The sequence below is a fragment of the Hahella sp. CR1 genome, from assembly GCF_029813005.1.
Classification (GTDB): domain Bacteria; phylum Pseudomonadota; class Gammaproteobacteria; order Pseudomonadales; family Oleiphilaceae; genus Hahella.
The window spans coordinates 296834-309396 of the sequence record NZ_JAPELK010000007.1 but is presented as its reverse complement, the minus strand read 5'-3'; the positions used below and the strand labels follow the sequence as shown (position 1 = coordinate 309396).

10 protein-coding genes are annotated in these 12563 nt (G+C 53.5%); 5 read left to right on the top strand and 5 right to left on the bottom strand.

The features are described 5' to 3' along the window. Positions 1–4: 4 nt before the first annotated feature. Positions 5–1855 carry a 7TM diverse intracellular signaling domain-containing protein gene (locus tag ONV78_RS18760; RefSeq protein WP_279505431.1) on the bottom strand — a complete coding sequence of 617 codons (1851 nt, stop codon included), beginning with the start codon at positions 1853–1855 and terminating at the stop codon, positions 5–7. 206 nt (positions 1856–2061) lie between these two features. Here ONV78_RS18760 and ONV78_RS18755 point away from each other — a divergent pair, with 206 nt between their 5' ends. After that, entirely contained in the window at positions 2062–3024 is a 963-nt protein-coding gene (locus tag ONV78_RS18755; RefSeq protein WP_279505430.1) for a D-2-hydroxyacid dehydrogenase, read from the top strand. A 179-nt stretch (positions 3025–3203) separates the two neighbouring features. Here the strand turns inward: ONV78_RS18755 and ONV78_RS18750 are convergent, their stop codons facing one another. After that, positions 3204–3554 (bottom strand): histone-like nucleoid-structuring protein, MvaT/MvaU family, encoded by a 351-nt coding sequence (locus tag ONV78_RS18750; protein WP_127972969.1) that lies wholly within the window; start codon positions 3552–3554, stop codon positions 3204–3206. 683 nt (positions 3555–4237) lie between these two features. Between ONV78_RS18750 and ONV78_RS18745 the strand changes: the two genes are divergently transcribed. Then, positions 4238–4657 carry a secondary thiamine-phosphate synthase enzyme YjbQ gene (locus tag ONV78_RS18745; protein ID WP_279505428.1) on the top strand — a complete coding sequence of 140 codons (420 nt, stop codon included), beginning with the start codon at positions 4238–4240 and terminating at the stop codon, positions 4655–4657. A gap of 65 nt (positions 4658–4722) precedes the next feature. Here the strand turns inward: ONV78_RS18745 and ONV78_RS18740 are convergent, their stop codons facing one another. Further along, a complete protein-coding gene (locus ONV78_RS18740; RefSeq protein WP_279505425.1) occupies positions 4723–5628 on the bottom strand; it encodes a LysR family transcriptional regulator in 906 nt (301 codons plus the stop codon). A 117-nt stretch (positions 5629–5745) separates the two neighbouring features. Here ONV78_RS18740 and ONV78_RS18735 point away from each other — a divergent pair, with 117 nt between their 5' ends. From ONV78_RS18735 to ONV78_RS18725, 3 genes are all read left to right on the top strand, one after another. After that, complete coding sequence (locus ONV78_RS18735) at positions 5746–6036, top strand: antibiotic biosynthesis monooxygenase (RefSeq protein WP_279505424.1); 291 nt, start codon at positions 5746–5748, stop codon at positions 6034–6036. After that, entirely contained in the window at positions 6036–6428 is a 393-nt protein-coding gene (locus tag ONV78_RS18730) for a RidA family protein (RefSeq protein ID WP_279505422.1), read from the top strand. The genes ONV78_RS18735 and ONV78_RS18730 overlap by 1 nt, the downstream gene beginning before the upstream one ends. Positions 6429–6794: 366 nt before the next feature. Further along, entirely contained in the window at positions 6795–8162 is a 1368-nt protein-coding gene (locus ONV78_RS18725; protein ID WP_216735668.1) for a YihY/virulence factor BrkB family protein, read from the top strand. Positions 8163–8220: 58 nt separating this feature from the next. Here the strand turns inward: ONV78_RS18725 and ONV78_RS18720 are convergent, their stop codons facing one another. Both ONV78_RS18720 and ONV78_RS18715 read right to left on the bottom strand, forming a co-directional pair. Next, positions 8221–10641, bottom strand: a complete 2421-nt coding sequence (locus ONV78_RS18720; protein ID WP_279505420.1) for a DUF748 domain-containing protein — start codon at positions 10639–10641, stop codon at positions 8221–8223. 528 nt (positions 10642–11169) lie between these two features. Continuing rightward, positions 11170–12390: a hypothetical protein gene (locus ONV78_RS18715; protein WP_216735670.1), complete on the bottom strand. Its 1221-nt coding sequence runs from the start codon at positions 12388–12390 to the stop codon at positions 11170–11172. Between the last annotated feature and the right edge of the window lie 173 nt (positions 12391–12563).

Sequence of the window (12563 nt, the reverse complement as noted above, 5' to 3'; positions counted from 1 at the left end):
TTAGTCACATGCGGAAGCTGACGCCGTTGCCGCCGTTCATTTTTGCTTCGGCCAAAGCTTCCCGGGCGCGCTCCATCAGATCCTGCGGCTCCCAGCCCTGGCTGGGAATGTCACTGGACAGGCCAATACTGATAGTGACGCTGAAGCGGGCTTCATCCACCTGTATCAAGGTGGCTTCCGTGCGTGAGCGAATCAACTCCGCCAGTTGCAGGGCGCCCTCAGCGGAGCAATGCGCCAGCACCAGCACGTAACAATCCCCTTCATAACGGAAAATGCTGTCTCCGGCGCGGCGCGCCATCGAACTGATCAACTTGGCGAGAACCTGCAGGCAGGTGTCGGCGGCGAATTGCCCGAACTGCTGATTAACTCTCTGAAAGCGATCGATATCTATAAATACCAGTGACAGCGCGGAGATAGAGCGGGAGCAGCGGCTCCACTCCTGCATCAGCACGCGTTCGAAACTGGCCTTGTTCTTCAATTGGGTGAGCTGATCGAACGTGGCGATTTCATTGAGCTGCTCATGAGCGACAGACAGCTTTTTCATCGCCTCATTGAGTTCTTCCGTGCGGATGGCGACGCGGCGCTCCAGCTCGTCGTTGGCTTGCTGCTGCGCCATCAGCATTGACTGCTCCGCCTCCCGGGCGCTGCGTTCGCGATGCAGCGCCAGCTCACGCATGGAGATGTGGCGGCGGCGCTCAATATTGATGCGTTGCGCCAAAGCCAGGGAGAAAATCATCACTTCCAGGCAGGCGCCTATCTGTGGCATGAATCCAATAATCGTCAGATTCGGAATCAGCCCGATTTTCTCCAGAGAAATAGCGATATTGCCAAACAGGAAGACAGCCCAGGCCAGGGTGAAGTAGGCGGCGGTGGGCTCGCGGCGCGACCATTGCAGAAGGCCGATGACCAGCCAGGTTATCGACACCACCCCGGTGGCCAGCACAGCTATTTTGATGCCGGTGGCGTAGCTGGCGGAGAACGCAAGCGCGCAGCAGACCAGGCCGAAAAAGGCGCAACTGATGCCGATGTACGGCAGGACTCCCCCGCGCACGTTGAGATTGAGAAATCGATAGCCGAACAATGAAGCGAAGGTGACGCTACAGCCTATGAAAAATACCAGACTGATCTGATTCCATTGCGGCGAATGCGGCCAGATAAATTGAAACGGCGTGCCATGCAGCGCCAGTTGCACAATCGCGATGGACACCACATAACCCACGTAATGGACGAAGGTCAGATCGCGTATAACGAACCCCAGGGCGAGATTGTAAGCAGCCATAGCCAGCATGATGCCGCTAAAGAGGAACTGGGCGGCGAGCTTCCACTGATCCGCCTGCACAAAGGCGGTGGGAGACCAGAGATCCGCCGGTAATTCCAGTGCGCCCTGAGTCTCGATGCGGATATAAACCGTCGACTTGCTGTGCGGTTTGAACTTGAACGGGAAAATAAAGTTGCGGTGAAACACGGGACGCTCGCTGAAATTAAGCGTGTCGCCGCTGTGATAGGCTTCGACGATTTTTTCCTCTTCCGTCAAATAGACCTTGATGTCGTCCAATACCGGATAACTGATTTCCAGCCAGCGCTCCACGGGCTCGGCGCCGGCGTTGGTGACGCTGAAGCGAAACCAGTGCGGCGATACATCGAGACCGAAGTTAGGATCGAAGCGGCTGTTTTGCCGCCATCCCATCGGGGCGGTTTTGCGCTCCAGAATATCCTGGATTTTAATTTCTCCATGGGTTTCCGCCACCCACCAGAGATAAGGGGCGACCTCCAGACGTTCCTGGCGGGAAGTGAGTTGAATGGAGTTATAGGTCGAAGCGAAAGCCTGCGTGCACAGCAGGAATAATCCGCACATGGCTGCGCTGCGAAAAAGGAGTGAGGCCGCTCCATGCTGGCGGCGCTGGCGGGCGCATTGAATAAGCCCCCGAAAAGAGCGTATAAAGTTCACGATTTTGAAAAGTTCCCGCGCTCGATGGGTATTGTTGTCATTGTTCTTACAATTTATAGCCGATGTTATCGAATCCTGTAGAGCCGGAATACGGAAAGGGGAGACTTATCTTCATGAAAGCTGTGATATTGGATGCCGAAAGTCTGGGCGCGGACGTCAGTCTGGACTCATTAAAAGAACATGTGACCACCTTTGACAGCTACGCGGCGACCACCTCGGAGCAAGTGGCTGAACGCATTGCCGGCAAGGATATCGTTATTGTCAACAAAGTGGTTTTGAATGAAGCGCACATGGTTGGCAGCCCTGAATTAAAGCTGATCGCCGTCACCGCCACTGGCGTGAACAATATAGACATGGCGGCGGCGAAGAAGCATGGCGTGGAAGTCAGGAATGTCGCTCATTATGGAACCGCCACTATTGTTCAACATGTGTTCTCCATGGTGCTGGCGCTGTCGAATAACCTGCTGCGCTACACTGCTGCAGTGGAGCGGGGAGACTGGGGGCGAGCCCGACAATTTTGTCTGATGGATTACCCTATTCGCGAGCTAAGCGGCAAAGTATTCGGCGTTGTCGGATATGGCGACCTGGGGCGGGCCGCCGGCGCGGTGGCGCAGGCCTTCGGCATGGAAGTCAAAGTCGGCGCCCGTCCGGGAACTGAGCCGGGTGTCAGGGATGGCGTGAATTACCTGCCGCTGGAGGAACTGTTGGCTCAGGCGGATGTGCTCAGCCTTCACTGCCTGTTGTCCGAAGATACGCGCAATATGATTGGCGCTGTGGAGTTGGCTTTGATGAAGTCTGACGCTCTGTTGATTAACACGGCGCGTGGTGGCCTGGTGGACGAGGCGGCGCTGGCGGATGCGCTGCGTAACGGTCGTCTTGGCGGCGCCGGGTTTGATGTGCTGACGGAAGAACCGCCGGTAAATGGCAATCTATTACTGGCGCAGGATATTCCCAATCTAATTATTACGCCGCATTGCGCCTGGTCCAGTCGGGAAGCGAGACAACGACTGGTGGATAAAACGGGAGACAATATTGCGGCATTCGCCCATCGGGAAGAACGGCAAGTGCGTTTATAGCAAGTAGAGATACAGTGCTGGAAGGATACGTCGCAACTTTATAAAAGTTGCGACGTCAGAAATCGCCAGCGCATTCCGGGCTGGCGACTTCAATCATTCTGATTAGCGGTAAATAGTACGTCCTTATTGTTATTACGCTGTTGCGCGACGCTTAGGGTCGGCAATATAACTGGCGTTAATTATGCGACCAGCCAGCTTTCAACTTTCTCTTTACCGAACTTTTGTTTCCACTCGTTCAGCAACTTGTGATTGCCGCCTCTGGTTTCAACAACTTCACCGGTTTTTGGGTTTTTATACACTTTTAAAGGACGGCTGCCGCGACGCTTGTCTTGCTTCGGCGAAGTCTTTTCTTTGCCGTACATCTTCAATACATCGTCCAGGTTGACGTCGTATTTGGCCATCAGATCTTCAAGCTTCTTTTTAAACTCCAGCTCTTTCTTAAGGCCTTCGTCTTTTTCCAGACTTTCGATCCTTTTTTGCAGCGCCTCGAGCTCAGCTTTTGCGGAATTATAAGCGTTTAGTTTTTTCATTCTTATCTCCTCTGGTTAATGCAACAACGGCGTTCTGGTTTTTATAGTCGTTAACAGTTTAAATTTCCAGAAAATTATAAGAAATATTATTATCGAATGTTAATAAGAGGCAAATAACTTTCGTCGTAAATATAAAAGTACATGACCACTGTCTCATTCTTGGGTCGCAAAGCGCTGCTGTCGGGGCTCTGATTTTCATGTTCAGGTGGTTTTAAATTAGAGCGATCTCTCTATTGCGGCGCTAAAAAATTCAGGCGTGGCATTAGGTTAGACGCGTCATTGTGTCGGATGATAGCGCAGGTGGCGAAGGACGGTGTGCGCAGATAATCTCTGAGATTTATATGGACTGTATTGTTGAGAGAAGCCTTCAATGAGATTTCAAATTTATGTCTGGGTGTTGCAATACGCCATTTACACCTGGCGTCAGCTTACGTAGAAAAAGGCGAATTGGATTAATCTATCCAAGTTGAAAACCGGAAAGCTTGTTTCCCTCCAATATCTTGATCCTGAATCCAACCAGCATACCGCTGAAGACTGCTTCTGATATAGAAGGAACCGTATATGTAGCAGAACTGGAGCTTGTAAAAAACGCAATGCGGTAACGCTCAAGGAACCTCAGGCGTTCGCTGTTGGCCTGTGGTAAAGTTCCCATTTGAAGCAATTTGAGTTGAGATGGCGAATATATGTGGCTGCAGAAAGAAATACGCTTGAAGCCCAGACAACGGGGATTTCATTTGATCACTGATGAAATAGCGCGGGAACTTCCAGAACTCAAGACATTCAGAGTTGGGATGATGCAGCTCTTTATAAAGCATACATCCGCGTCATTGACGATAAATGAAAATGCGGACCCAACCGTTCGCCAGGACTTTGAAAGCTACTTCAATCACGCAGTTCCAGAAAATGAACCCTATTATCGCCATCTCGATGAAGGTTCCGATGATATGCCGGCTCATCTTAAATCCAGCCTGTTGGGGTGCAGCGTTAGTTTGCCGATCACCGATGGACGTTTTAATCTCGGAACATGGCAAGGTATATATCTATGTGAACACCGTAATCATGGCGGAGTGAGAAGAGTGGTGGCGACTATTTGGGGTGAATAGAGCGTAATAGACAATAGTCGCTTTATTGAGTGCGCCTGCTTTATATAACTGGCGTATTCTTCATGTCAGAAAGTCTGCGTCTCCGCTTTGGCTTTCACGAAATCAATGAAAGCCCTGATCCGCGTCGGCATCTGCAAACCATAGTTATGAACAATCCACAGCGGAGCTTTCAATGTCATACCTTCCGGCGTCAGGCGAGTCAGTCGTCCGCTTTTTAATTCCTCCTCAATAGCCAGCCTGGGCAGGCAGGCGACGCCAAGTCCGGCCAGCGTCATCATGCGAATAGTGGGAACGCTGTCGCCGACCCGAGTAGAGCGGAAACGATAAGTCAGGTTCTGTTCTTTACCGACAAAGAATCTGCGCTCTACATTGACGCCCTCCCATTGATTGGCGATGTAGTCGAAATTTTGAAACTCCATTGACGCAATTGGAGGAGATATTTGTTGGCGTTGCATATACGCCGGCGCGCAGCATAGCACTTGCTCCAGTTCGCCGATTTTTACGGCTCTGGCGCTGGAGTCGGGTAATTCGCCGACAGTCACTGACAAGTCGATATATTTCTCGATCAGGTTGAGACGCATATCGCTGGCCAGCAAGTGGGGTTCGATGCGCGGATGGCGTTGCATGAACTCGCACATGGCGGGCCCAATTAAGTGAGTCATAAGAGTGTGGGGCGACGTAACGGTGATCACTCCCGCAAGGTCTGCGCTGGAGTCGCGCACTTCTTCCTCGGCGAGGGACATCAGCTTTTTCATTTCCAGGCAGCGTTGGTAGAAGCGCTTTCCCGCCTCCGTAAGAGACTGCCTGCGGGTGGTTCGGGTCAGTAGTTTGACGCCCAGATGTTGCTCCAATCCCAGCAGGTGGTGACTGATCACAGATTTTGAAACATCCAGTTGCTCTGCGGCTTTGGTGATGGAGCCAGATTCAACAATTTGAGCGAAGACCTGCATGCGGTGAAATTCTGTTTTCATGACTTAATTGTTCTTTTTTATAAGACTATCTTTGAAATATTAGTTTATTTATCGATTATATAAAGTAATTAAACTTTTCTCCCAACCAGTGTGAGTGCATAAAACGAGGAGAAAAACATGGCGATATTAGTGCAGTTTGAATTGCGGCCAGCAGACGGAAATGCCCGGAAGGTAAAGGACTTCTTTGCAGAGATTCTTCCCGCTACGCGTACGTTTGCAGGTAACTTGTCCGCGCATCTGTATGAAAAAGATCAGGCTCAGACTACGTTGATTCTATTGGAGGAGTGGACGCACCCAGAACGTTTTGACGCCTACATTTTGTGGCGTAAGGACATCGGCGACTTTGGTCGTCTGAACGCCATGCTGACGGAATCCCCCGCCATAACCATGCTGACGAGGGAAGTCTGATGAACATTATCTGGAGCCCGGATACGGTTCCTCCTCCCGCCGCCAACTATCACCAATGCGCGGTAGTTCCCCGAGGCTCGACGCATCTGCATATCGCGGGGCAGTTGGGCATTGACGCCAAGGGAGAGGTCCCTGAGAGCGCGGAGGAGCAGATTGTGTTGGCGTGGCGAAATCTGCGGGGTGTTTTGCAGGCCAACCACATGGATATGGAGGATCTGGTGAGCGTGAGACTCTATCTGATCAGCCGCGAGGACCTGGCGGACTATCAGAAGGCCAAGCAAAGACTGCCTTTCGATGTCGGCGGTTTACCGACCACCCTGTTGTTTGTGCAAGGGCTGTTCGATGAACGTTGGCGGGTGGAAATCGAAGCGGAGGCTGCGAAACAGTTTTAATCCGGCCGTTTCATCCGCAACTGTGGTCTGAAAAACGGGCGCTACCTGAAAGCGCCCGTTTTCCTGTTTTAGCCTGAGCTATTCAACCTTATCCCATCCCTATCAAGTCGCGAACATCCTGGCATTGAAAGCAGGACATTTGGCGTACATACGAACCAGCTCCTTGATATACAATGTTTTTACCTGGCTTTTCCGACAAGCCTTTCAAGACGTCCATTTTTATGTCATACGTACGCCATGCAATGGCGAGCTCCGCCTGCATGGCGGCGTGCGCGGGGCGGCGGCTACAATTTAGAGAGAACAACGCGGGATGGCTGCTTTTGAACAACCTGATATGTCTGAATTCGGCGCAAAACGAGAACAACTATGAGTAAAGCGACGATAGAAACCTGGGTGTCGCGATTGGATCGCTGGCTTTGGGAAAATGAAACCGGCGGCGCCGCAGGCGGCATGATGCGAGTGTTATGGCACAGTGCGCGCGTCTTGTTTGCGGTGGTGCGCGATGTGTTATTCGGCCATATCACGCTGCACGCCATGGGGCTGGTTTACACGACGTTGCTCTCCATTGTGCCGTTGCTGGCGCTGAGCTTTTCCGTATTGAAAGGATTTGGCGTCCATAATCAGCTGGAGCCGTTGCTGGAGAATGTTTTCCAGGCGTTTGGGGAAAAAGGCCCGGAACTGGTGCAGAACGTGCTCGCGTTTGTCGATAACGTCAAAGTCGGCGTGCTGGGGTCGGTAGGCCTGGGGTTGTTGATCTACACGGTCATCTCTCTGGTGCAGAAAGTGGAGCGTTCCTTTAACGAAATCTGGCGAGTGTCGCAGATCCGCTCTTTGGCGCAGCGCTTCAGTTCTTACCTCAGCGTCATCGTCGTCGGTCCGTTGCTGGCGTTTTCCGCCATGGGCGCCACGGCGACTTTGGTGGGCACGGACGTGGCGCAAACCGTCCTGAGCATCGAACCTTTTGGGCGTTTGTTCTCTCTCGCCACCCGGATGGCGCCTTATGTCATCATCGTGGCGCTGTTCACTTTTATGTACCGCTTTATCCCCAATACCAAAGTGCGCACCCGGTATGCGTTTATTGGCGGGTTAGGCGCGGGGATCGCCTGGCAGACGACGGGCTATGTGTTCGCCAAGTTTGTAGTCGGCACGTCCAACTATGAAGCGATCTACTCGGGATTTGCGGTGGGGATTCTGGTCCTGATCTGGCTGTACATCTCCTGGCTGATCCTGTTGATGGGGGCGGCGGTGGCGTTTTACGCCCAGCATTCTCATCAGATTACCCGGCAGCGCAGGGTGCGTCCCTGTGCGGTGATTGACGAGCGTACGGGACTGGCGCTGGTTTATAAGGTGGCGAAAAAGTTCGATCAGCAGGGAGGAGGCGAGAGCATCTCTGACCTGGAGGACACCTTATCGGTAGGCCCTGAGACTATTCAGCGCATCATCGATAAACTGTTGAAGAAGGGCGTATTGGCCATTATGGGAGACGAAGCGGATTCTCTGATTCCCGCCCGGCCTTTGGACCGCATTACCCTGGCGGAATTGATGCACGTGCTGCGTTCGCCGGAGCACAGCCTGCCTGCTTCACTTTATTCGGATAAATCCGTGGACGCTATCGCCAAGGGCGTGACGGCTGCGATGGAAGCATCGCTTGGACAGATGACCCTGGCGTCCTGGGTGCGGGGAGAGGAAACTGTCGTCAGGGAGGCGACGCCGCCGGAGAGAGCGGCGAGTTAAGCCAGGGCGCGGCAGCGCCCTTACCTTAGGGAATCTCTGAAAACTACCTGAGGCCCCCTTAGATTTCGAATTCGATGCGGCCTTTGCCGTCGCTGTCTTTTTCCACTTCAGGATTACACAGCAGGATGCGGGAGGAGGCGATCTTTCCGCCTTCCAGCACCTTCGCTTTGAACTTCTGGCCTCGATCCTCCGCCAACTGTTTTAACGTCTTCAGTTGTTCTACCGTCAGGGCTTTCGTGTCGGACGGATAGTTCAGTTCTGCGGGGGCGACGATGGCGCAGGTTTTCACTTGCATGTCCTCTTTGTCCAGCAGCAGTTGGCGGAATTCGTTGACGAACGCCTGTTGCTCTGGGCCGACGTCAGACTGGCCAGCCTGATAGGGCAGTGGCTCAATACGGACTTTCAGCGCCTGTTCGCCTGCGAACTTCACTACCGTGACGACATTGGCGTAGGGCACGAACGTTTTGATGAGATAGCCGCTGGCGGCTTCGAATATCGCTTTCTGCGCAATCAGAGCGACAAATCCGCTCCAGCCGAAGCTGGGGCTGTCGACGTCCCCGGACAGCGGCATGGCGAGCTCCACATTGCCGGCGCCATCCTTCAGCATTCCCAGCGCCACGTTTAAGGGTATCGCTCCGCCTTGTTGAACGGTGCTGGCGTCAGGGCTTTTGTCCGCCCCCAGATCCATGCCGCGCAGCATGATTTTGGTGTCGCCGCTGATGCGTCCCTCATCAATGGTCATGGCGAGGTTCATATCAAACTGTCCGTTGTTGATGTCATAACCCAAGGCGTCGCTCAGGTAAGGCGATACCGGCGGCAGGTTTATTTCCGCAATATTGGTGCGGGTGTCGAGTGACAGCTTGGGCGCGAATGGCCAGATGCGCGTGTCGGACTGAATTTTGGAGTATTGGTCAGTCTGCGCCTCCATGGTGATATGGAACGCCTGTTCCGGGTTCTCGGTGGTCAGGCTTTCAGCGACCAGAGAGTTGATGCGGATATCCTGCTGAAAAGGCGGCTTCACGCCTTCATCGGTGAAGCTGAGCAAGGAGTCTCCTTTGACGGAGATTTGATTGATCACCAGATTGAATGGCGAACTTTCCGGTGTATCGTCCGCAGGGGCAGGGGGCGCTTCAGCGGTGGCTTGTGCCTCGGTTTGCGGCGTTTGCGACGCCTCTTCTTCTGCCGGAGCGTTCGCCGAAAGCGGCGCCAGGGTAATCAGATTGCGTTCTTTATCCAGATGCACATTGGAGCGTATGTCGCTCAACTCCACCATTTCGATAAACGCCCGTTTGTCGCTGGCTTCCACATTCGACACAAACAGGGTGCCCGCTTGCAATAGCGGCGGCAGCTCTTCGTTGTCGAGGGCGGAGCGCGACAGTACCAGATTCTGTGAGCTGATCTGATCCACCTTGACGTTAAGCGCCTCGTCCATGCTGAAGGAGACCGGCGTCAGATCCAGTTTGTCCCAGCCCGCCAGGATATAGCGTCCGGCGCTGTCGTTGACGCGGGTTTTACCGCTGTGGATCTTACCGTTGAAGGCGATTTCCGGTTCGCCTTCCGGCGCGATGCTGATTTGTAGTGGGTTCAGATCGATGCTGGTGATGTCGCTTTCGATGGTCATATCTTTAAGCTTCACGTCGATCTGAGATATATCCAGCTTTTTGGTGGTTGTGGTCAGGGTCAGAGCGCCGTTGCGCCAATCCACCACGATTTCCGCATTCAGGTCCAGGCTGGCGTTGCTGTCGCGCAGATCGGCGGGGAGATAATGGGCGAACTGCTGCATTCTGGCCTTGAGCGAACTGATGTCCAGCCACTGCACGAACTTGTCCGGGCCGACGCGAAACTCGGTGGCGAGAACGATATCGGCGCCGTTCACCTGAGTCATCACATCCGCGAAACCGTTCCACTCCGCGCCTTTGCCTTTTATGTTCTTCAGGTTGAGGCTGAACAGGCGAATCTCGTCTTGTAAGGGGGCTTGATCGGCGGCGTCCGCTGGCGGCAGTCGGCTGATATTGAGTGTGCAATTGCGCAACTGAATAGAGGGCAGGCTGATCGTCCAGTCTTCCCCGGCTGATTCCTGAGCAGGGGCCGGAGACTCTTCGGCTCCCGTTGGGAACAGCACTCCGGCGACGCGCCAGCCTTCCTGTTCCTGAGCGATATTCAGATGCAGGCCGTCCAGAGCAATTTTGTCGACGACCACGGTGTTTTCAAACAAAGGCGTCAACTGCGCGGAGACCTGCAGGGCTTCGAACTTGAGTTCTAATCCTCGTGGGGTCGTAACTTTGACGCCGCGGCCGTTGATTTCGGAAGTGAAGGGATTGATGGAGAGGGATTCCGCAGAAAACTCTGCGTTGTGCTCAGCGAAGTATTTGGTGAGCGCGTCTTTGGCGACGTAGGGGCCGAGCCCCCATATCCCCAGAATCAACAGACAAAGAATGCTCAACAGAGCAATTAACGTTCTGCGGATGATTCGCTGCATATCGGCGCCCTTGGTGTTTTTTCGTGGCTTCCCGCGCAATAGCGGAGTCTTTCTTAATCGTCGCCCGCCGTCTTCGACCTGCAGGCGAACAAACGCCGAAAGCCGAGTCGTGTCAGAAGGTTACGGAAAGTTTAGCCAGTCCTGCGCGGCTATCCAAGGGGAAATACGCCATCCGTTGGCATTGAGCCTTTTGCGCGCTTACATGCGCGAGATTTGGCCCAGCACGTCGCAACGCTCAAGGATCATCCTTTCATAGGATTCGACCATTGCAGGGTTGCTGGAGCCGCACGACTTCCGGCTGTCCAGGTACCGGATGAGTCGCTGTACGTCTCTGAACAGCTGTCTTTCCAGTCGATCCTTTGAGCTGGCGTTGTGCGATAACTTTGTTGGAATGTTATTGATCGCCATGAATGTCACACTCTGTTACTTTTTGCGTAATTGTAGATAAATAACATTACTTGTCAAAAGTAATAGGCCAAAAGTATTAATAAATTTGTGGCGCGCCTCTCGTTTTTGGCGTTAATTTGATCAAGTGAACACAAAAAATACCTGCGCCAGCCCGGCTAACGCTCCTAATACGCCGCCAATGGCGATTAATTTGATCTCATCTTCCTGGAAGCAGGGACGCAAGAGGTCCTGAAACTCTTCCGGGGATAACGCCTCCATGCGGGTGCGCATGATGTTTTCCACCACGATGGCGCGCTCTTCGTTGAAAAGCGGGTCTTTGAAAGCCGTTTTGGATATCTCTAGGGCCTTTTCGCCGACTTTCTTTTTCAGTTCAGCGAACGCGGTAGGCCCGAAAGCGATTTGAGTAATGGGTTTGGCGACGCCGGTCGTCACGTCTACGAGAGGTTTGACGTGTTTCTTCACCAGGGCGCGGGTGCGTGCGCCGTTGGGGCCGTTGAGCATGGCGTTGACGATGTTGCCGACGGTCAGAATATCGTGGGTGACGATACGACAGAAGGTCGCCGCCACCTGTGGCTGTCTTTTCAGGAACAGGCCCTGAATGGTCACCGGACCGACTTTGGCGGGGTTGAGAGGGCGGAAGATAAGGTTGAGTGCGATCCAGTTGGTGGCCCAGCCCACCAGAAAGCCGCAAACCGGCAACACCCAGTCAACGGAATAGAAGTACCACAGCGCCATTTGCAGGACGCCGAAGCCGAACCCCAGCCAGAGGCCGCTGTAGATCAGAAAGCGAAACTCGGCGGCCCCGCATTCCAGAAAGATGCGATTCAGCAGCTCTTTATCCGCCACCAGCCGCTCCGTCACCATGTGCTTGAGGTCCAGCAGTTCCTCAATCTGACGGCCAATGTCGCTCACCAGATTGTCGATCAGGCGCGGCGCATTCTTACGTACGCGCTCGTAAACCTTGTTCTTTACGGCTTGCGGCAGGTTTTCCCACAGCGTGCGGTGCTCCGACAGCATGATTTCGTCAACGTATTCCTCCACCCGGGGCAATATGCCGGCGACAATGTGGCCGGCCAGCGCTTGCGGGTCGATCTGCTCGAACAGCTCATCCACCGCGCCCAATTTGGATATGGTGGAATCCACGCTGATAACCGCCATTTTTTCGGCTTTCGAAGGAATGATGCCCTGCCATCCGAGGAAGGGGCGAAAGCCAATGAATTCAAGGGGATAAAAGGTCAGTTTGATCGCCAGCCAGTTGGTGCTCCAACCGATCAGCGCGGCGACCAGGGGGATGCTCAGGTACTTCCAAAACTCGGGGTTCTGTAACCACTGCCAATCCATCGTTTCACTCTCTCTGCAAAGGTGGGCGCGCTATTGTCATTAAAATGTCATAGGTTATGCACACTAATTGAACGTGGCGTTGAAGCGTCAAAGTTTTGAAACATGCCCGCCGTTTTCGGAGGCAGTCAATAATAGACTGAAAAATAAAAGAAAAAGAAAGCCCTAAAATACGG